This is a genomic window from Diaphorobacter sp. JS3050, assembly GCF_013154915.1.
GTDB classification, from domain to species: domain Bacteria; phylum Pseudomonadota; class Gammaproteobacteria; order Burkholderiales; family Burkholderiaceae_C; genus Diaphorobacter; species Diaphorobacter nitroreducens.
This window is the reverse complement of record NZ_CP053553.1, coordinates 2461248-2481973: the sequence shown is the minus strand read 5'-3', so window position 1 is coordinate 2481973 and position 20726 is coordinate 2461248. Positions and strand designations below refer to the sequence as shown.

15 protein-coding genes and 2 pseudogenes are annotated in these 20726 nt (G+C 59.2%); 14 read left to right on the top strand and 3 right to left on the bottom strand.

All coding sequences use genetic code 11. The features are described 5' to 3' along the window. Nucleotide 1: 1 nt before the first annotated feature. Genes brxC through HND92_RS11865 form a run of 3 tightly spaced genes read left to right on the top strand, consistent with a single transcriptional unit; the run spans nucleotide 2 to nucleotide 4913 of the window. Nucleotides 2-3643 carry a BREX system P-loop protein BrxC gene (gene brxC, locus HND92_RS11875; RefSeq protein ID WP_172207178.1) on the top strand — a complete coding sequence of 1214 codons (3642 nt, stop codon included), beginning with the start codon at nucleotides 2-4 and terminating at the stop codon, nucleotides 3641-3643. A 50-nt stretch (nucleotides 3644-3693) separates the two neighbouring features. Beyond that, on the top strand, nucleotides 3694-4014 hold the full coding sequence (locus tag HND92_RS11870) for a hypothetical protein (RefSeq protein ID WP_172207176.1): 321 nt from the start codon (nucleotides 3694-3696) through the stop codon (nucleotides 4012-4014). Next, nucleotides 4011-4913: a hypothetical protein gene (locus HND92_RS11865; protein ID WP_172207174.1), complete on the top strand. Its 903-nt coding sequence runs from the start codon at nucleotides 4011-4013 to the stop codon at nucleotides 4911-4913. The genes HND92_RS11870 and HND92_RS11865 overlap by 4 nt, the downstream gene beginning before the upstream one ends. On the opposite strand, the gene HND92_RS11860 is transcribed toward HND92_RS11865, so the two are convergent. Further along, complete coding sequence (locus HND92_RS11860) at nucleotides 4837-5031, bottom strand: hypothetical protein (protein ID WP_172207172.1); 195 nt, start codon at nucleotides 5029-5031, stop codon at nucleotides 4837-4839. The two genes, HND92_RS11865 and HND92_RS11860, sit on opposite strands and share 77 nt — an antisense overlap. A 304-nt stretch (nucleotides 5032-5335) precedes the next feature. On the opposite strand from HND92_RS11860, the gene HND92_RS11855 reads away from it, so the two are divergent. The 5 genes from HND92_RS11855 to HND92_RS11835 all read left to right on the top strand — a co-directional run bounded on the left by HND92_RS11855 (nucleotide 5336) and on the right by HND92_RS11835 (nucleotide 7879). Then, entirely contained in the window at nucleotides 5336-5566 is a 231-nt protein-coding gene (locus tag HND92_RS11855) for an antitoxin (protein WP_172207170.1), read from the top strand. Beyond that, on the top strand, nucleotides 5567-6007 hold the full coding sequence (locus tag HND92_RS11850) for a type II toxin-antitoxin system VapC family toxin (RefSeq protein WP_172207168.1): 441 nt from the start codon (nucleotides 5567-5569) through the stop codon (nucleotides 6005-6007). A 175-nt stretch (nucleotides 6008-6182) separates the two neighbouring features. Next, complete coding sequence (locus HND92_RS11845; protein WP_172207166.1) at nucleotides 6183-6632, top strand: hypothetical protein; 450 nt, start codon at nucleotides 6183-6185, stop codon at nucleotides 6630-6632. Then, nucleotides 6629-6940: a type II toxin-antitoxin system RelE/ParE family toxin gene (locus tag HND92_RS11840; RefSeq protein WP_172207164.1), complete on the top strand. Its 312-nt coding sequence runs from the start codon at nucleotides 6629-6631 to the stop codon at nucleotides 6938-6940. Before HND92_RS11845 ends, HND92_RS11840 begins: the two co-directional genes overlap by 4 nt. An 87-nt stretch (nucleotides 6941-7027) precedes the next feature. After that, the gene (locus HND92_RS11835) at nucleotides 7028-7879 is read left to right on the top strand and encodes a BREX-1 system adenine-specific DNA-methyltransferase PglX (RefSeq protein ID WP_253940019.1); all 852 of its coding nucleotides are present in this window, start codon (nucleotides 7028-7030) and stop codon (nucleotides 7877-7879) included. A 42-nt stretch (nucleotides 7880-7921) separates the two neighbouring features. Here HND92_RS11835 and HND92_RS11830 read toward each other — a convergent pair. Further along, nucleotides 7922-9147 (bottom strand): annotated as a pseudogene (locus tag HND92_RS11830) (IS110-like element ISAisp4 family transposase). Nucleotides 9148-9455: 308 nt separating this feature from the next. Between HND92_RS11830 and pglX the strand changes: the two are divergent. From pglX to brxL, 6 genes and pseudogenes are all read left to right on the top strand, one after another. Continuing rightward, nucleotides 9456-12335 (top strand): annotated as a pseudogene (gene pglX / locus HND92_RS11825) (BREX-1 system adenine-specific DNA-methyltransferase PglX); the annotation flags it as partial. A gap of 26 nt (nucleotides 12336-12361) precedes the next feature. After that, entirely contained in the window at nucleotides 12362-13513 is a 1152-nt protein-coding gene (locus HND92_RS11820) for an ATP/GTP-binding protein (protein WP_172207163.1), read from the top strand. After that, nucleotides 13510-14181 (top strand): DUF3226 domain-containing protein, encoded by a 672-nt coding sequence (locus HND92_RS11815; protein ID WP_172207161.1) that lies wholly within the window; start codon nucleotides 13510-13512, stop codon nucleotides 14179-14181. Before HND92_RS11820 ends, HND92_RS11815 begins: the two co-directional genes overlap by 4 nt. A gap of 177 nt (nucleotides 14182-14358) precedes the next feature. Further along, on the top strand, nucleotides 14359-15255 hold the full coding sequence (locus HND92_RS11810) for a hypothetical protein (protein ID WP_172207159.1): 897 nt from the start codon (nucleotides 14359-14361) through the stop codon (nucleotides 15253-15255). A 186-nt stretch (nucleotides 15256-15441) separates the two neighbouring features. Beyond that, nucleotides 15442-18030, top strand: coding sequence for a BREX-1 system phosphatase PglZ type A (gene pglZ, locus HND92_RS11805; protein WP_253940017.1), 2589 nt, complete (start codon nucleotides 15442-15444; stop codon nucleotides 18028-18030). 27 nt (nucleotides 18031-18057) lie between these two features. Continuing rightward, the gene (brxL, locus tag HND92_RS11800; RefSeq protein ID WP_253940016.1) at nucleotides 18058-20133 is read left to right on the top strand and encodes a protease Lon-related BREX system protein BrxL; all 2076 of its coding nucleotides are present in this window, start codon (nucleotides 18058-18060) and stop codon (nucleotides 20131-20133) included. Nucleotides 20134-20291: 158 nt separating this feature from the next. Here brxL and HND92_RS11795 read toward each other — a convergent pair whose 3' ends face one another. Further along, a complete protein-coding gene (locus HND92_RS11795; protein ID WP_371814762.1) occupies nucleotides 20292-20654 on the bottom strand; it encodes a tyrosine-type recombinase/integrase in 363 nt (120 codons plus the stop codon). Between the last annotated feature and the right edge of the window lie 72 nt (nucleotides 20655-20726).

The window sequence follows — 20726 nt, the reverse complement described above, 5'->3', positions numbered from 1 at the left end:
CATGATCATTCGCGACCTGTTCCAAAAGCCCATCGACCGCCCCATCAACGGCGTCATCAAAGCCGACCAGATGGACGCAGCCAGCGTGTGGCAAGAGCTGGAGGAATACGTCGTCACCAAACAGATCAGCGAATACCTGCGCAGATTCTTTGACGCCTATTTGGCCGCCATCGACCGTCCGCACGACGCGGCGATCACTGACCGCATGGGCGTCTGGGTCAGCGGGTTCTTTGGCTCGGGCAAATCGCACTTCATCAAGATACTGTCGTACCTGCTGGAAAACCTGCAGGCGCAAAACCCCGAGACGGGAGAAAAGCGCAGCGCTGCCCAGTTCTTCGATCACCACAAGATCAAAGACGCCATGCTTCAGGCCGACATCCAGCGCGCCGTGGAGGGCAGCGCCGACGTCATCCTGTTCAACATTGACGCAAAGGCCGACAGCAAAACAGACCGCGACGCCATCCTGCAAGTGTTCCTGCGCGTATTCAACGAAAAGCTGGGCTACTCGGGCGACGCTCCGCATATCGCCGACATGGAGCGCCATTTGGTTTCCAAGGGAGCGTTGGATGCCTTCAAGACTGCGTTTGCAGCGTCCAACGGCAGCACCTGGGAGCAAGAGCGCGACGCCGTGGATTTCTTGCGTGACGACATCGTGGTGGCGCTTGCTCAAGCTCTCAAGATGACGTCCGAGTCTGCTGGCCAGTGGTTTGACCGTGCCCGCGATGACTTTAGCATCAACATCGAAAGCTTTGCCAAAGTCGTCAACGACTACCTTGCTACCAAACCTGCCAACCACAAGGTGATCTTTCTGGTGGATGAGGTGGGTCAGTTTATCGGTGCCAATTCGCAGCTCATGCTCAGCCTGCAAACCATCACCGAGCAGTTGGGCACGCAGTGCAAGGGCCGTGCCTGGGTTATCGTCACCAGCCAAGAAGACATCGACGCCGCCATTGGCGAGGCGAACAAGGCCAAGTCGCAAGACTTCTCCAAGATTCAGGGGCGTTTTCATACGCGGCTGTCTCTGGCAAGCAGCAACACCGACGAAGTGATTGGCGAACGCTTGCTCTCCAAGACCGAGGCGGCCCATGTATTGCTGCGCGATGCCTTTGCTGGCAAGGGCGATGTCATCAACAACCAGCTCAGCTTTGTCGGCAATGCCGTCAGCCTGCGCGGCTACAAAGACGCTGCCGAGTTTGTCGTCTGCTACCCCTTTGCGCCGTACCAGTTCACGCTGCTGCAAAAGATCTTTGAGACCATCCGCAAAGTGGGCGCCACCGGCAAGCACCTCTCGCGCGGCGAACGCTCATTGCTCGACGCCTTCCAGTCGGCTGCCGTGCGCAACGCCCCCAACGGCATCGACGTGCTGGTGCCGCTGTACGACTTCTATCCGTCCATCGAAAGCTTCATCGACGGCATGGCCAAGCGCTCCATCGACGAGGCACCGCTCAACCCAGCCCTGCAGCCTTACGACAGCCAGCTGCTCAAGGCGATGTTCCTCATTCGCTACATCCCCGACATCGTCAAGCCCAACATCGACAACCTTGCCACCCTGTGCATTGACCAGATCGACGCCGACAAGCTGGCTCTCAAGCGCCAGATTCAAGAGAGCCTGGCGCGGCTTGAACAGCAACGCCTGGTCAGCCGCAACGGCGACCAGTGGTTCTTCCTGACCAATGAAGAGCGCGACGTCGCCCGCGAGATCGGCCATGTAGACGTTTCCGCCGCAGAAAAGGCCCGCCTGCTGGCCGAAATCGTGTTCGATGAAATCCTGGGCAGCCAGACCAAGGTGCGCCACCGCGATACGAAGTCAGATTACGAATTCAACCGCCTGCTCGACGGCGCACCTTGGCGCCAGGCCAGCCATGCCCTCAGCTTTGAAGTGCTCACCCCGCTGGGCGACGACTACGACAAACTGCACAGCGCCAGATGCATCCTGCGCAGCAGCGAAGGCGCCGGGCGTGCCATCGTGCGCTTGGCTGAGGGCGACCGCCTCGACATCGAACTGGCCACCTACCAGCAAATCGAAAAATACATCGTCAGCCCCAAGGCAGACCAAGCCACGCCATCGCTCAAACGCATTCTGGCCGACCGCAAGGATGAAAACCGCGAGCGCCGTCAGCGTTTGGTGCACCAGCTGTCTGAACTCATCACCGCTGGCGACTTCTACGCCCTGGGCCAGCCGGTGCAAATCAAGGCCAGCAGCCCGGCCACCGTGCTCGATGAGCTGCTCAACTACCTCATCACCAACACCTACAGCAAGCTGCCCTACCTGAAGGTGCGCCAGGCCGACCCCATTGCAGAAATCAAAGCCGTGCTCAGCGCGGGCGACCTGGCCCAGCATGCCCTGGCACTGAACGGCGAAGCGGGCAACCCCCTGGCGGTGCAAGAACTGCGCGACTACCTGCAACTGGCCGCCAGCCAGTCCCGTGTGCTGCTGTCCGATGTGGTGGACCGCTTTGCTGGCATCCCCTGGGGCTGGAAGCCCGAGTGGGAAACGGTGCTGCTCGTGGCCCGCCTGTTCATGGCGGGCGAGATCAAACTCATGCTTGAAGGCAGTGACCTGGACCCCGCCAGCGCCGCCGACCCGCTCACCAAATCGGCCCGCTTCAAGCAAGTCTCCATCCTCAAGCGCAAAACCGCCGACGCCACCACCCTGCGCCGTGCGCGCGAGCTCTACAAAGACTTGTTCAGCCAACTGGGCCGTGAAGACGAAGACAGCCTGGTGGCCGACTACCGCACCCGCCTAGGCGACTGGCAGTCAGACCTTAAAAGTTACGCCCACACCGCTGCGACCCCCCACCATCCGGGCAGGCCCACCATTGACGCAGCCCTGACCCGCATCGGCCAACAGCTCGCCATCCGCGACAGCTTTGCCTTCATCGAGGCCTTGCTCTCCGCCAAGGACGACTGGCAAGACACAGCCGACGACATCCACGACCTGGTCAACTTCTACAAGACCCAGATCACCGCTTGGCGCAAGCTGCTAGCCGCTCTCAGTCAGTTTGCAGACAACCGCGAAGCCCTGAACAAGGTGTCCCAGGCGGCAACGGCACTGGCAGAACTGACCCAGATCCGCGACAACCCCCAGCCCTACGCCTTGGTCAACCGCATCGAACCGCTGGTGGCCGCCGTCACCACCGTCAACGAGCAACTGGCGCAGGACAAGCGAGAGAAAGCCCTCCTCTCCATCGACGACAAGCTGGCCGAGGTACAAAAACAGCTCGCTGCTTCTGCCGCTACGCCCGAGATGTCCAACAAGGCCTTGAAACCCTTGCAAGACCTCAAGGCGCGCATTGCAGGTCTAACCGGCATTGCGCAAATCCTGTACCTGCAAAGCCAAGGCGGCGACGCCATGGACGAGGCAATCACCCTCATCGAAGCCGCCGTGGCCGCAGCTGCCGTCAAGCCCACCACCCCCAGGGTAGCCAGCCCCGGCGATACCACCCAGCCCCTGCAAACCGGCCAGCCCAACGCTTTGGCAAGTCCAGCACAGGCCCCTAAAACTACCCGCGTGGTGCGCGCTGCCGAGTTCTCCAATCAGCCATATTTGGAAACCGAGGCTGAGGTGGATGCTTACCTCACCCGGCTCAAGTCCGAACTCTTGGCCGTGGTGTGGGCCGGGCAAAAAGCGCGCGTGCAGTAAACGGCGACAACGCTGAGACAGCAATTTTTAACTGATGTGGGGAGCGTCGAATGTTCAAAATCACTGGCCTCGACGAGGCAATGAAAAAGCTCAACGACTTGCAGAGGAAGGCCGAGGCGATAAACAAACAGTCAGTAGCCGTCGGTGAAGTCCTCACGCCTGATTTCATGCTGCGTCATACACCGTTTGGTTCCGCTGACGAGATGTACCAGGCAAGTGGTTTCAAGATCGAAACCCCTGAAGATTTTGCAGCCATCCCCGACGAAGATTGGGACGCTTTCATTCGTTCAATATCAAGTTTTGCGGACTGGAAGTCCATGCTAAACGAAGCCGGAAAAGAATGGGCAGCCCAAAAGCTGGGCCTGAAATGACGCAAGCCGAAGTGGCCGCGAGTTCGGCGCTTAGCCTCGCTTTTCAAGATCTGGAAGACGCAAAAGCAGACTTCCAGCAAGCCGAATTCAAGGATGCGGCACACGTACTGAACCGGCTGGTGGCCGTGTTTGACCGCGAACCATTGGCGAGCTTTTTATCCGAGGCTCTCCCAACTGTCGATTTCGACAACTGGTTGAAGCGCGCGGAAGCCTCAGCGGGGTCGTTTGTTGGCTCAGCGGCTCTTCACTGGTCTCATGACCGCGCAGAGCGCGTGTCCATGCAGATAGCACTCTGCCGCTCCATTGCCGCTAAAAAAGTCGATTTGCTGAACTTTGTACACAGCCATTTCCAAGCAGGAAATTCTGGCGCGGCCCACGTATTCGTTTTTCAATCCAAGATTCTTGCGCCGCTGCTCAGAGACATACGCAGGCTCAGCGAGCTTCGCCAAGTTCCATCCATCTTGACCCAGGCCATTGGTCGCATCCCCCAGAGCGGTGACGTCACCCTTGATAACTTGTTGCAACTGGCATGCGAACGCTTCCGAGATCCCGCACCATCCGCGCGTAACGATGCCATCGAAAAGCTGTGGGACGGGTGGGAACGCCTAAAAACCCTTGCGGGCGGCAACAAGGGAGAGTCCGCCCAAGCCATGCTTGACGCCGTCGCTTTGCCAGGCAGTCGGTTCAGAGAGCTTGTGGAAACAGAGGCCCGGGCGCTGACAAAAATCGGGAACGAGTTTCACATCAGGCACTTCGAGACAGACAAAACCCCGCTGCTGCCTGCCGAGGTGGACTACCTTTTTCATCGCATGTTTGCGCTCATCAATTTGATTCTGCAAGCCCGTAGCCACACAGCTTCAATGCAGCCTTTGCCATTTCTTCTTCATCGCAGGGCATGAGGTCATAGTCCACGTCGCTGATGATGCTGTGACCTCCCTTGACCATCAGCGTTTCCGCATCAACGGCCTGCAGCTTGATGCGTCCGTCTGGCAGCTGAATGAATTCCACCTTCGTCATGCCCCACTCTCCATTGCAACATGCTTGGACTGCAAGGCTGCGGCTTACCAGTTTGGGTTGCGCAACGAAGCCAGGCTTCATTACAAAAATACTTGTCATGAATATTTTTCCTGTTTTGAGTCAGTCAGGTCCGATAGCTCCCCAACCCGAAGGGCAAGCGCCTTGTCGGGCAGTCTCTGATAGATCTTAAACACGTTCTGACAGCAAGGCGCGCTCATCGCAGAGCTGCATCTACGGCTCCGGCGGATTGACATTGCACTTTAAATGTATATACTTTGTGTATATATTTCATGGGGAGATCCACATGACCTACGCCCGCGTCTTTCAGTCCGGCAACAGCCAGGCTGTGCGCCTGCCCAAAGAGTTCCGTTTCAACGCCGAGCAGGTGGAGATCTTTCGGCAGGGCAACGACATCGTCCTGCGCGAACGCCCCACCAGTGCCGCTGCCATCTTTGATGCCCTGGCCAGCCTGCCTGCCGACTTCATGCAAGCAGGCCGCGATGACACGGCTCCTCAAGAGCGGGAGGCCTTCTGAATGGCCGTCCGCTACCTGCTTGATACCAATATCTGCATCTACATCGCCAAACACAACCCGCCCGCCGTGAGAGCGCGGTTTGAGCAGCTCAGCGCAGACGCACTGGCTATGTCGGTCATTACCCTGGGCGAGCTGCAGCACGGCGCAGAAAAAAGCCAGGCCCGGGCCAAAGCCCTTGCAGCACTGCAGCAGCTGCAAAGCGCCATCCAGGTGATGCCCTTGACCCATGCCGTCGGCGAGAACTACGGCCAGATCCGTAGCAGCCTGGAGCGCACCGGGCAGCCCATCGGCAACAACGACCTTTGGATCGCAGCCCACGCGCGTGCCGAGGGCTGGGTGCTGGTGACCAACAACGAGCGTGAGTTTTGTCGTGTGGAAGGGCTGGCGGTAGAAAACTGGGTCACCCCAAAGCAACCGGCAAAAACACTATCAAACAAATAGCTGCTTGCGCTTGCTGCATAAGCGCTAGAGCCACTTTTGAGCATAATTTCAGGTTGTCTCTCTCTTTTTACGACGCCCAAAATATGGCAACAGGCCGTTGCCAAAACCCTGAAACCCCATTGCGATATAACGTATAAAGAAGAACAATTAACGTTAATCAAGCGCACGCTACGCCATGCAAACCCTCACCCAAACCCAATTTCAGGCCGCCTTTGCCCATGGGGCCGTGCAGTCGGTGGCACTGGAGCCTGTGGGCTCGCAGTTTGCTGTGAAGGTGACCACCCTCACCGGCGAGGCTTCACTGGTGCAGGCGCGAGGCACGCAGGCACGGCTGTTTGGCACCACCGACGCCGCCTTGAAGCTGCTGCACAAACTGGGCGTGCGCCGCATCGTGCTCGAAGGCTTGGAAAATTGGCAGCCGGATCAGGCACCCGAGCACAAACGCAGCCGCCCCGACCGTGCCCAGGCACTTGCCCACGCTGCCGAGTACGACCGCTGGGTGCGCGCCAAAGTGCAGGCCAGCCGCGACAGCACGCAGCCCGCCATCACGCCCGACGAATGGCAAAGCATCCGCGCTGAAAAACTGGCCCAACAACAAGCATTGCAGGCCCGGCAGCCGCAATGACGTGCGCCGCCTACCGCGTGGAACGGCGGCCCGAATACCGGCAAGACCTCGACGCCATTGAAGCCTGGATCGCGCAGGACAACGCCAGCGCAGCCATAGACATGTGGCTTTTGATCGACGGGCAAGCGGACCACCTGGCCGACCCCAACTTTCCCCGCCGCACCAGCACACGGGTCAACGGGGCGCATGAACTCGTCGCGCACGAAAACTACATCGTCTATTTCGACCAGAACGAAGACCAGTGCGTCGTCACAGTGCATGCCGTGGTGCATGTGGCCCGCATCACCCCACCCCGATTCCATCGGTGATGCACATCCACGCCTCGACAGCATTCAAAAATAATAGCTGCTAGCGCTTGCTAGATAAGCGCAAGAGCCACTTTTGACCATAAAAACATGAACAAGTCCAGCCTCAAGTCCTACGCCCCCCAGGCCCGTAAAGATTTCATCGCCGCAGTCACCGCCCGTGCCAACTTGCTGGGCCTGTCTGACAAGTCTGGCACGCTGGAGGTCGCCCCCGCCCAAACCCAAGGCGACGTCACCGTCATCGCGGGCCAAGCTTGGCCCGCCAAGGTCAGCGGCCAGCGCGACCAGCTGATCGTGCGCATCCGCAAAGACGGCTTTGCCCACACCATGGAAGCCGTGGCCTACACCTGGTTCAACCGCTTTGCCGCGCTGCGCTACATGGAGCTGCACGACTACCTGGGCCACGGTCACCGGGCACTGTCGAGCACTTCTGGCGGTCTGCCAGACATCCTCACCCACGCCACGGATCTGACGAGCGAGCTCCCCGGCCTGAACCCCACCAAAGTCACCGAACTCAAACTCGCTGGCAACCGCGATGGCGAGCTGTACCGCATGCTGCTGGTGGCCCAGTGCAACGCCTTGTCCCGCGCCATGCCCTTTTTGTTCGAGCGCATTGACGACGACTCCGAGCTGCTGCTGCCCGACAACCTGCTGCGCAGCGACTCCGTCATTGCCAAGCTGGTGGCAGAGATCCCGGAAGAGGACTGGGCCGAGGTTGAAATCATCGGCTGGCTGTACCAGTTCTATATCAGCGAGAAGAAGGACCAGGTCATTGGCAAGGTGGTCAAAAGCGAAGACATCCCCGCCGCCACCCAGCTTTTCACGCCCAACTGGATCGTGCAATACCTGGTGCAAAACAGCGTGGGCCGCCTGTGGCTCATGGCCAACCCGCACAGCACATTAATGTGGAAGACACCCGCCACCGGACGTGCCGACACCTGACCTGAGGCTGGCCAAGGCCGATGGTCAGCGGGCAAGCGCGTCTCAGGCGGCAGCGGGCGTGGCGATGAAGCCGTGCTTGCGCAGCATTTTGATCCAGCGCGGCGCGTTGCGCTGAACGTTCAGCGCCTCGTAATCGACCTCCTTGTCCTGGTAGTGGCTTGCGTTGCTGAGCATGGCGTAGATGGTGCGCAGCATCTTGTGGGCCAGCGCCACCACTGACTTCTTGTGGCCCTTTCGGATGGTCAGCGCGTCGAACTTGGCCTTGAGTGCGCAGCGCGTTCGTGCTGCAGCCTGGGCGAACTCGCACAGCAGCCTTCTGACCCAGGCGTTGCCCTTGCGGATGCGCCCGGTTTTGCGCTTGCCCGCGCTCTCGTTGTTGCCTGGGCAGATGCCCACCCAACTGGCCAGGCGCTCTGCACTGCCAAACACGCTCATGTCCGCACCAATCTCCACCAGCAGCATGGCCGCCCCTGCTCGTCGATGCCCGGCAGGGTCTGCAGCAGCCTGAGCTGTGGCTGCCAGGGTTGCAGGCCCTGCAGCAGGTACTGGTCCATGCGGGCGATGCGCTGCTCGATCTGCTCAATGTGCTGCACGATCTCCTGGGCCACAAAGCGGTGCACTGCGCTGAACTGCTCGGTGCTCAGGGCCTCGCACAGTTCTTGCCTGCTCGCTCGCAGCCGCCCCTTGTGGTTCAGCACCTCGTGCATGGGCTGTCCCTCGATCAGGGCTTTGACCATGGCACGCGCGCTCTGTCCGTGGATGTCGGCCACCAGCACGTTGATGCGAATGCCCGCGTCCACCAGCACCTTGTGCAGCCGGTTCTTCTCGGCGCTGCACATGCCCACCAGCTTTTGCCGCTGGCGCGCTACCAGGCGAAGCTGGCGCATCTGCACCGGTGGAATGAACGAGGCGCGCAGCAAACCCGCACGCGCCAGCGTGGCCAGCCACTGTGCATCGGCCATGTCGGTCTTGCGACCGGGCACAGCCTTGACATGCCGCGCGTTGACCACCCAAGCAATAAGGCCCACCGCCTCCAGCGCCGCAAACGGGCTTTTCCAATACACCCCTGTGCTCTCCATCACCACGACCTCAGGGGCCATCTCCAGCGCCCACTGCGCCAAGGCGCGGCGGTCGCGTTTGAAGGCGCCGAAGTCTCGCTTGGTGACCTCTACCCGGCCATCGTCATGTTCGACAACGGCGCAGGCCGTGATCTTGGCCTGGTGAACGTCCAGCGCAATGACGCGCTTGTGCATCGGGGTCAAATCCATTGCGGCTCTCCTGCAGCTTGAATGACAATCACAAGCGTGCGGACCAGCCAAGGTGCCGCCGACCAACGGCCTGCCGGGCAAGCCCGGCGGCTCTCTTTAATGTGGGCTGTCAGGCGCGCTCTGACCCGGCTGGGTCTGGGCAACGCCCGCAGGCAATCCTGGGTACGAGTGGTCGGCAGCGGGTCAAGTTAGCGATCGCGGTCGAGTGCCATCAAAGAATTGACCGACCTCTACCCGCGCTGGCCCGCACGCCCCCAGTGTCTTCCATCATCCAGGGTGAACCGCAAGGGTCATGACAGTTAGCCAAAGAATGGCCGTACTACATCACCCCTGCCGAGCAAACGCCCGAGGTGCAAGCCCAGCTTGATGCCCTCATCCTGACCCGAGTGCGAGAAGATGGCGACACGCTCAACCCCGAATCCATCACCGTGCTGGACCCCGCCTGTGGCAGCGGCCACATACTGGTAGTTGCCTATGACGTGCTCAAAGCCATCTACCTGGAGCGCGGCTACCAGCCCAGAGCCATCCCACGCCTGATCCTGGAAAAGAACCTGTACGGCCTGGACATTGACGACCGTGCCGCCCAAATGGCCGGCTTCGCCCTGCTGATGAAAGCCCGCGCGGATGACCGCCGCCTGTTGAGCGACGAAAGCAACCCGCCCCGCCTCAACGTGCTCAGCCTGCAGGAAAGCACGGGGCTGGACGCCGACGCCCTGTGCGCCGCGCTGACCCCCGTAGGTCGGGTTAGCCCGCAGGGCGTAACCCGACAAGCAGAGGCCGCTTGGGCCAGCCCCGACCTGTTCCCTGCCACCCAGCCGCAAATGACCCTGGGCGAACAGGATTTACTCCCTCTCCCCCTGAGAGAGGGCGGGGGTGAGGGCTGCCTCCGCGCCACCATCGCCGAGCTGATCACCACCTTCGCCCACGCCAAAACCTTGGGTTCTTTGATACAAATCGGCCTCCAGCGCTTACCCAGCTTGCGCGAGCAGCTGTCAATTTTGATAAACACCGAGCACACCGGCGACCTCTACGCCCAGGCCGCCGCCAAAGACCTGCTGCCCTTGGTGCGCCAGGCGCTGGTGCTGGGGATGCAGTTTGATGCGGTGGTGGCGAATCCGCCATACATGGGCGGCAAGGGCATGAACCCCGCGCTGAAGGATTACGCCCGCGCCACCTTCCCCGACAGCAAAGCCGACCTATTTGCCATGTTTATTGAGCGTGGCTTTGGCTGGTGCAAGCCCAGCGGCTTTAACAGCATGGTGACGATGCAGAGCTGGATGTTTTTGTCGTCGTATGAGGCCATGCGGGAAAAGCTGCTGACTCAGCGCACGCTGTCTTGCATGGTGCATATGGGCAACGGGGTGATGGGTATTGCCTTTGGCACCGCTGCCACAGTAATGCTGCGCCGCCATGTCTCGGATTACGCGGGCAGCTTTTCCTATTGCGAAAATGAGGATATTGGCGAAAACGAAAAGCCCAAAGCGTTCCCTGTGCAAAACGAGCGCCTAAAAAATTCGAAGCCGGATGATTGCAAGAAAATTCCGGGGAGTCCAATTGCGTATTGGATTTCAGATAAAAGTCGATCTGCATTTTCTGATTTTGGAAGAGTGTCTGACCATTCTGAAACCCGTATTGGATTGATAACAGGTGAGAATCACAAATACATCAGGTTTTGGCATGAAGTGAGCATTGTCAATATTGGATTCGGTTTAAATCGCGACGGTGCTAAACAATCTGGCAGGCGTTGGTTCCCGCAATCAAAGGGTGGGGATTTCCGTCGGTGGTATGGAAACAATGAAACTGTTGTCGACTGGAAAGATGACGGCAACGAACTTCAAACACGACTCCATTCGTCTGGCGAGCGCGTGTTAGCTCACAACTTCAATTTGGATAAGATTTTTGAGCCAGCCATCACTTGGACAAAAATTTCTTCGGGAGATTTTTCCGTCCGATTGCAGCCTCGGGGATTTCTATTCAATGATGCTTCCGCCAATGCCTTTGTTGAACAAGACGACGCAAGGCTGGCAATTTTGGGATTTTTGGGTACAAAGCTTCCAGGTGAGTTCTTGAAGGCACTGAACCCAACGCTGAATTTCTTGCCTGGCAACATATCCAGCCTCCCTGTACCCGCGAGCCTATTGCAATCCAAGGAGTTGGTTGGAACTGTCAGCCGATTGGTTAATTTAGCTAGGTCGGACTGGGATGCATTCGAAACCTCTTGGGACTTCAAGTCGCCGCCATTGACCATGCTTGGCACCGAGCGAAATCTAAAGGACTCGTGGGCAAAATGGCAAGATAGTTCTTCGCTTAAGTTAGCTGAAATGAAAGCATTGGAGGAGGAGAATAATCGTATCTTTATCACCGCCTACGGCCTTCAAGATGAACTAACCCCCGAAGTCCCCGAATCCCAAATCACCCTGGCCCGCGCCGACCGCGAAAAAGACAGCCAGCGCCTGATCTCCTACGCCATCGGCTGCATGATGGGCCGCTACAGCCTCGACGAGCCCGGTCTGATCTACGCCCACGCGGGCAACGTCGGCTTCGATCCTGGCCGCTACGCCACCTTCCCCGCAGATGCCGACGGCATCGTCCCCATCACCGACGAACTCTGGTTTGCCGACGACGCACCCAGCCGCATCCGCGAATTCCTGCGCGCCGTCTGGGGGCCTGACACCCTGGAAGAAAACATGGCCTGGCTGGCCGAGAGCGTGGGCACGAAAGCGTCTGAGACCCCAGACGAGACCATCCGCCGCTACATTGCCGACAAGTTCTTCAAAGACCACCTGCAAACCTACAAAAAGCGCCCCATCTACTGGCTCTTCAGCAGTGGCAAGCAAGGCGCCTTCCAGGCCCTGGTCTATCTGCACCGCTACCACGAGGGCACACTCGCCCGCCTGCGCGCCGAATACGTCGTACCCCTCACCGGCAAAATCCAAAGCCGTATCGAGATGCTGCAAAAAGACGCCGAGTCCGCCAGCAGCACCGCCGCCCGCAACAAGCTGGCCAAAGAAGTGGAAAAGCTCAAGAAGAAGCACGTAGAGCTACTGGCCTACGACGAACAACTCCGCCACTACGCCGACATGCGCATCACCCTGGATCTGGATGATGGGGTGAAGGTGAACTATGGGAAGTTTGGGGATTTGCTGGAGGGGGTGAAACTGGTCACGGGTGGGGCGGGGGATGACTAAGATCGACGGTTACAGGAGCACACCACATGCTTGACTCTTTATTGATCAAAAATTTTCGTTCGCTGGAGCACTTGGAGGTGCCCACGCTGGGGCGCGTCAACTTGATGGTAGGCAAGAACAACTCGGGCAAGAGCACGGTGCTGGAGGCGCTGCGCCTGTATGCGGGCAACGCACAGCGGCCATTGCTTGAAGCCATTGCGCAAGAGCACGACGAACGCTATCGAGTGCGAGAGTCGGAGGCCTTGGATGCTGAATCATTGCTGCCTTTTCAGGACTTCTTCCCGGGGCGGTCCTTTCCTATGGACGACACGGCCATCGAAATTGGCAGTGGCACGTCAGAGGATGATCGCTTGCAAATCTCTCATGCCATGATGGAAGAGAGCATCGGCGAGCCCGAGTTGCTTGAAGGCGAATTGATCAACAGGATTCGCCGTCGATACATCCAAAAGTTTGAAGCAGATTTGTTTCCTGGTGAATTGCAGCAGGTCATCCTGGTGCGCAAGGGGGAGCGGTTATTTCCTCCCGTCAAGTTGCTGAACGGTGCACGTCGATCATCTGCGTACGACGCGACTTCAGTGCCTTGTAGTTTTATCCCCACCCAATTCATTTCAATGGATGAATTGGCGGACGAGTGGGACCGGATCGTTTTCACCGAGCAGGAAGCAGTTGTCAAAAAGGCGCTTCTAGTCATCGAGCCCGACTTTGACAACCTCACTTTTGTGCGTGCTGATGGCTACTCGCCATCCGGCGTGAGGACAAGGCCTTCTCGTACTGCCATGGTGAAGCTGAAAGGGGTTGATCGACCTGTTCCGCTCAACAGCATGGGGGACGGCATGCTGCGTGTGCTGCAACTGGCATTGAAGCTCTTCGCTGCCAAGGGTGGTTTCTTGCTGATCGACGAGTTTGAAAACGGTTTGCACTACTCGGTGCAAGAGAAGGTGTGGGGTCTGTTGTTTGAAGTGGCAGAGCGGCACAACATTCAAATCTTCGCCACCACGCACAGTTGGGATTGCATTGAGAGCTTCACCAAAGTGGCCGTTGCGCGCACAGAGACCGATGGTGTGCTGTTCCGTTTGGGCCGCAGCGTGCGCACCAGTGATCAAGGCCGGGTGATTGCCACGGTGTTTGATGAGGCTGCATTGCAGAACATTACTCAGCAGGATGTGGAAGTGCGATGAGCGCCAAAAATGTTCTTTTGGTTGAGGGCGAGTCCGATCGTGGTTTTTTTGAAGATCTGTGCAAACTTTGGGGAGTGTCTGTCCAACCGATTGCAGTTCGCACGCCTCGCGACGCCGGGCACGCAAAGGACACGAAGCAAGCCGCGTTTGATGTTCTGGAAAAAACGTATTTGCCCCAATTGGCGGATGGCCAGATTGAGCGGCTGGCTATCGCTGTTGATGCAGACCAACACGCTAACGGCGGAGGCTTTGCACGCACGCGGGACCAATTGACTCAGCGCCTCACTCTTGCGGGTTATCACCTGCGGGCTGGCTCTGGAGCTGGGGGTTTTCTTTTTGGCCACAGCGATGGACTAAACGACCTTGGCGCTTGGTTGATGCCCAACAACGCCGACGATGGCATGCTGGAAGACTGGATTCAGTTGAACCTTCATCCTGGTGAAGCAGCGTTGATGCAGCACGCCAAGAGTTCGATTGATCAAATTCCGGGCGGCCCCAAGTTCAAACCGTTGCGGCGTTCAAAGGCCGAAGTGGCCACATGGCTGGCATGGCAGTCCGAACCTGACCATGGGCTGTGGCAAGCAGCCAAACCCGGCCTGCTGGATAACGCGGCGCCGCAGCTGCAAGCGTTGAAGACTTGGCTGATGAGAGTGTTTCCCGCAAATTGATCTGTCAAGTTGCTGCTATTCCAATTGGTTAACTGGCTGTTGACCAATTCGTGGGGTGAGCATGAGGTTGCCCAAAAAAAAGCGGAAACGTCGTTTCTTTTCACCCTTCGGCAGCACTGCTCTGAAGACCTGCAGTAGCTCAATTTACCTTGCGTCCATCATTTAAAGGGGCTTTGAATGGCTTGGCTTGATTCGCTTTTTGCAGGTGCAAAGGCCTTTTTAAAAGGCGCCGTGGTCGCGGTCAGGGAGACCGTGAAGGCCGTGCTGGAGGAGATTGATAACTCGTCATTTGGTAAGGCTGCCACGCAACTGGTGCGCGGGGTTGCCGAACGCCATTTCAACGTAGCGAAGGATCTTGCCGATGAAGAGCAAGAGTTGGCTGAAAAGAGACGACGTGATGGGCGCTTCACGGAGAACGATCTCGATCGCTTGCGTGAGATTGAGGCTGAGCGTGACCGTTTGCGGCGCGAACTGGATGAAGCCAAAGCGGCGCGTTCTGCCCAGGAGCTGCGAGAGGCGCAGGGCGATGTCATTGCAGCGGCAGTGACAGGCGACGAGGCAGCGGCTTCAATTGGCATCCTATCAACAAAGGTATGCCCTGAGTGTGGAGGCGCCATGCGTATCCAACTAGGTGGCTTCAATACCAAGACGGATCGGCAGACCTTTTATTGGCAATGCACTTCGCCCAACCCGCTGCCATGCCCAACGCTGAAGCTCGACCCTGAAGCTGAGCGCACATCTGTGTTGCGCCGACCCGATGCCGACTTGGATGGATCTCGCAAGCAGCGCGAGGAGATCTGGACTCGCCCGGATGTGCTGAACAAGGCGCATGGCCGATTGCGTGCGAGTCTTGATGAAGAAGACGAAGAGATCGTTTGCCCTGCCCACATGCTCCCCATGAAGCTCATGCCCAAGCCTTCTGCTGGGGGCCGCATGCTGGACAGCTACGAGTACATCTGCCTGGGCATTACGCCCGACGGCCGTGCTTGTGGCCATAAAGTGCCGGTCAAGAGCTTTCCACAAGTGTCAGCGGCGCTCAGGCGGCGTGAGGGGCGCGGCATTATTGATGGCTAAATTGCGCAAAGGGCTGTTGCACTATTGCCTCGGTTGATATCGGCTAATGCCCGCCGCTGCAGCCCCCTCGAAGAGCGCCAGTGCTCGCCAAGGCCACCGAGCGCGGCTGCCTGACCAAATAAGTGGGCCCGGATTGATCAGCATCCAGGAGCCAGACAACGGAAATTTATGAGCCAGCAACGTTTAATGGAAAGTTTAACCAGCCTGTTCAGCACACGTCCGGTGGTGTTCTGGCACGACGTGGAGGCGGAGTTCGCCTCCGTCGTAGATGGCCTGCAACTTGACGGCGTACAACTGGTGCGCCTGGACGAAACGCCCTCGCTGCAAGTGAAAATTGACATTGAGCGCGCGCCAGGCCGGCGCTGGCTGATCTACAGCACCCAGCCCGAGCCGGAGCCTGCGCAAGACTGGCTGCTGGACGTGCGCCTGCGCAGCAAGTCATTTCGGGCCGACACCACGTCCATCCTGCTGGAAGACCTGGGCCTGACCACGCAGGCACTGCGCCACCATCTGAAAGAGCGGGCCAAGTTCCTGCGCGCCAAGGATCGGGTGGAGCGCCTCAAGCGCCTGGTGCTGCCCGGCGACGGTGCGCGCGACCTGGACTGCAAGATGATGGCCGTACTGACCCGTGCCGACCAGCCAGAGCTGTTTGCCATGCTGCAGCGCTTGTTTGCAGCACTGGTGGTGGATGGCGAGGCCGACCTGGCTGCGCAGCCCAAGGCCTGGCAAGACATTGCAGCCAACGATTTGGCGCCTGCGTTCTGGGCACTGGTGCGCTCGCAACTGGGCTATGCCGACGCAGAGCCCAGCCTGCGCGACCTGCTGGTGCGTGTGTTGGTGACGGACCTGTGCCGGAACCTCGACGGTGCGCCACCGCGCCAGTTGGCGCACTTTGTGTTGCCCGACCGTGCGCTGGCAGCCAATGCCTCGGTGTTTGCGGCGCGGTGGCGCTCTGACCTGGCGTTTTTCAGCAGCTACAACGTACTGGCCTGCGCCACCGCGCAGGAGTTGAACCTGGCGCAATTGCTGGCCAGCTACACCGCAGAACAACTGGCCGAATGCATGGCTTTCGAGGAGGTGGAGCTGCGGGTCGTGCAGGACCTCAAGCAACGCATCGTGGCGGGGGCGGGTGCCAACATGGACGTGGTGCATGGTTTGATTGCACGGCGGCGTGATGGGCATTGGGCCAACCCTTTGCTGGCCAGTGCCAGCGAGCGCACCCGTGCGCTGGCGGCTTGCTACGACGCGCTCACGGCAGCGGCGGACTTTTTCAGCCTCAAGGCCAGCCATGCGGCGGGCTTCAGCTTCGCCGATGCAGCAACGGCCTTTGGCCAGTACCGCGAGCACCTGTACCGCTTTGACCAGCTGTACCGCCACTTTCACACGGCAGCGGATGCCGTCGAGCCTTCAGGGTGGGCGGTGCTGCATGAGCTGCGAACGTCCATCGAGAATGTTTATTCAGGCTGGTTTGTACCGCAGCTGGGTGCCGCCTGGGGCAAGGTGGTGGAAGGCGACCAGGGCTTGCTGCAGCATTGGGTCATCCCTGATGTAACGCCGCAGCAGGCGTTTTATGAGCGCGAGGTGCAGCCGTTGTATAGCGGCGGAGCCAAGCGCGTGTTTGTGGTGATTTCTGACGCTTTGCGCTATGAGGTGGCACACGAACTGGTGCAGTTCACCAATGGCAAAAACCGCTTCAAGGCGTCGCTGGGCGCCATGCTGGGTGTGCTGCCCAGCTACACCGCGCTGGGCATGGCGGCACTGCTGCCGCACCAGTCACTTGTATACAAGGAAAGCGCCAACCTCGATGTGCTGGCCGACGGCCACCTGGTGGCAACGCTGGAGCAGCGCAATGAGCACCTGAAGGGCGTCGGCGGCATGGCCATCAAGGCCGAAGACCTGATGGCCCTGGGCAAGGAAAGAGGCCGAGAGCTGGTTCGTGACCGCCAGCTCATCTACATCTACCACGACCGCATTGACATGACGGGCGACAAGCAGGCCTCAGAGTCCAAGACCTTTGAGGCGGCGGCGCAGACGGTGCAGGAGCTGTCGCAGTTGCTGGGCTTCATCATCAACTCGCTCAACGGATCGACCGTGCTGGTGACGGCGGACCATGGCTTCATCTACCAGGAGTCGCCCCTGGATGGCGCCGACAAATCGACGCTGGAAGACAAGCCCGCAGGCACGCTCAAGGCCAAGAAGCGCTATCTGATCGGCCGCAACTTGGGCACGACCGCCAAGGCCTGGGCGGGCAATACGGCGGTGACGGCGGGCACCACACCTGAAGGTAGCCTGGATTTCTGGGTGCCCAAAGGGGCTAGCCGCTTTCACTTTGCCGGTGGCGCTCGCTTTGTGCACGGCAGCGCCATGCCGCAAGAGGTGGTGGTACCAGTCATTACAGTGCGTGAAAGCGAGGCCGACCACGCCAAGACCCGACCAGTCAGCATCAGCGTGCTGGGCAATGTGGGCAAGATGGTGACCAGTTCGCAGCGTTTCGAGTTCATACAGACCGATGCGGTGTCCGAGCGGGTGCTGGCGCGCACGGTGGTGGTTTCGCTGCGCGAGGGCGACGCGCCGATCAGCGACGAGCAGACACTGACGTTTGACAGCACCTCTCAGCTGCTGGATGAGCGCAAACGCTCGATGTTTTTGACGGTGCTGGCCGGTGCGCATGACCCCCACCGCCGCTATGACCTGGTGATGCGTGATGCCATCACCAAGGTGGAAGTGCTGCGCCTGCCCATCAAGGTGGACTTGGCGTTTGGCAGTGACTTTTAATGCAATGCGGTTTTTTTTAGAACGCGAATGACACAAGAACTGAACACCCCCACCGCCGCGCCACCATCCGAAGCATTGGAGTCTGCTGCAGGCGCGAGCCTGGACGATCTGCTCAACACGCACTTCGCTGGAAAGGTCGTCCGCAAGGATCTGACCAAGCTCATCAAGGAAGGTGCCAATGTGCCGGTGTACGTGCTGGAGTACCTGCTGGGCATGTACTGCGCGAGCAACGACGAGGCCACCATCCAGAGGGGGCTGCAGATGGTCAAGCGCGTGCTGGCTGAAAATTATGTGCGCGCTGACGAGGCAGAAAAGGTCAAGTCGAAAGTGCGCGAGAGCGGCACCTACAAGGTGATCGACAAGATCACCGTCAAGCTCAACGAAAAGCGTGACCTGTACGAAGCGCTGCTGTCCAACCTGGGCGTGAAGAACGCCGAGATTTCTGACTCGTACGTGCGGCAGTTTGAGAAGCTGCTGGTAGGGGGCATCTGGTGCATCGTCACGCTGAAGTACCACTTTGAGGAAGACCAGCGCGGATCGCCTTTCACTGTGACGGAGCTCAAGCCCATACAGATGCCCAACATGGACATGCAGGCACTGTTTGAGGCGCGCAAGGCGTTCACCGATGCGCAGTGGATCGACGCGCTGATCCGCTCCACCGGCATGGAGCCCACCTGCTTCAAGGAGCGCGAAAAGTGGCACCTGCTGGCGCGCATGGTGCCGCTGGTGGAGAACAACTACAACTTCTGCGAGCTGGGCCCGCGTGGCACCGGCAAGAGCCACATCTACAAAGAGATTAGCCCCAACAGCATTCTGGTGTCGGGCGGGCAGACCACCGTGGCCAACCTGTTCTACAACATGAGCGCGCGCAAGGTGGGGCTGGTGGGCTTGTGGGACGTGGTGGCTTTTGATGAAGTGGCAGGCATCAACTTCAAGGACCACGATGGTGTGCAGATCATGAAGGACTACATGGCTTCGGGCTCGTTCAGCCGGGGCCGTGAGTCCATCAATGCCAGTGCAGCTATGGTATTCGTGGGCAACATCAACCAGAGTGTGGAGTCTCTGGTCAAGACCTCGCACCTGCTGGCCCCGTTCCCGGAGGCCATGATCGACTCGGCCTTTTTTGACCGCTTCCATGCCTATGTGCCGGGCTGGGAAATCCCCAAGATGCGGCCTGAGTTCTTCACCAACCAGTACGGTCTGATCGTGGACTACCTGGCGGAGTACCTGCGTGAAATGCGCAAGTACAGCTTTGCCGATGCCATCGACAAGTGGTTCAAGCTGGGCAACAACCTGAACCAGCGTGACACCATTGCCGTGCGCCGCACCACGTCGGGCTTGCTCAAGTTGGTATGTCCGAACGGCGAGTACACCAAGGATGCGGTGCGCAAGTGCCTGGAATATGCCCTGGAAACACGACGCCGCGTGAAGGAGCAGCTCAAGAAAATCGGCGGCATGGAGTTTTACGATGTGCATTTCAGCTACATCGACTTGGAAGACGGTGTGGAGCGCTTTGTGACCGTGCCGGAGCAGTCGGGCGGCGCATTGGTACCGGAGGGGCGCCTGCAACCAGGCACCTTGCACACCATCAGCATGGGCGCATCGGAAATGCCGGGCATCTACCGGCTGGAGATCCAGTCCATATCGGGCGGCGGCAAGGTCAACGTGTCCGGGGCAGCGCCACGAGAAGCCGTCAAGGTGGCCTTTGACTACTTCAAAGCCAACTCATCGCGGGTGAGTGCCTCCATCAAGCCAGGCGAGCGGGATTTTCATACCCACTTGGTGGAGCTGCAGAATAGCGGCGCCCCTCAAGCACTGACACTGGCCAGCTTCATTGCGCTGTGCTCTGCTGCCCTCGCCAAACCCGTTCAGTCGCAGTTGGCTGTGTTGGGCGACATGAGCCTGGGTGGCACCATTGTTCAGGTGCGTAATCTGGCGGAGAGCATGCAGGTGGCCTTTGATGCAGGCGCCAAACGCATCTTGCTGCCGATGTCGAGCGTGACGGACATCCCCTCCGTGCCGGGCGAGTTGTTCGCCAAGTTTCAGACCAGCTTTTACTCAGATCCGGTGGATGCTGCGTTCAAGGCCTTGGGGGTTGAATAAGCGCTCTGTATCGCCTTGTCTTTCAGCCAGTTCTTCGTGACCGCTCCTGAAAGAAGCTGTTGCGCCCAGCCTCATTTTCAATTCCCTCGAATTCGAGGGAATTGATCCAGGGTTTACTTACCGCCGTATATCCAGCGATTCGGCTAGGCAACTATGGGCTATTGATGTGGAACGGGAGTCGCGTTTGGGCCGAGCTGCGTCGGTTCGGCGTGTACCGCCCAAGCCTCCATCATCGCACGCCGCTTTTCCAACATATCACCGCGTCGATACGCCGCCTCCACCTTGTTGCCAACGGTGTGTGCCAGTGCCATTTCGGCCATTTCCTGTGGGTAGTCCGTGGTTTCCGCCGTCCAATCCCGGAAGGTAGAACGGAAGCCATGAACGGTTAGATCGTCACGTTTCATGCGTCGCAGTACAGCAGTGAGCGTCATGTCGGAGAGGGGTTTGTGGTCACGCACGCCGGGGAATACGACATCTACGTCATCGAGCCTCAGTGCTTTCATTCCCTGCAGGATGGTCATCGCGGCGTCTGACAAAGGTACGCGGTGTTAATGTGGAAGACACCCGCCACCGGACGTGCCGACACCTGACCT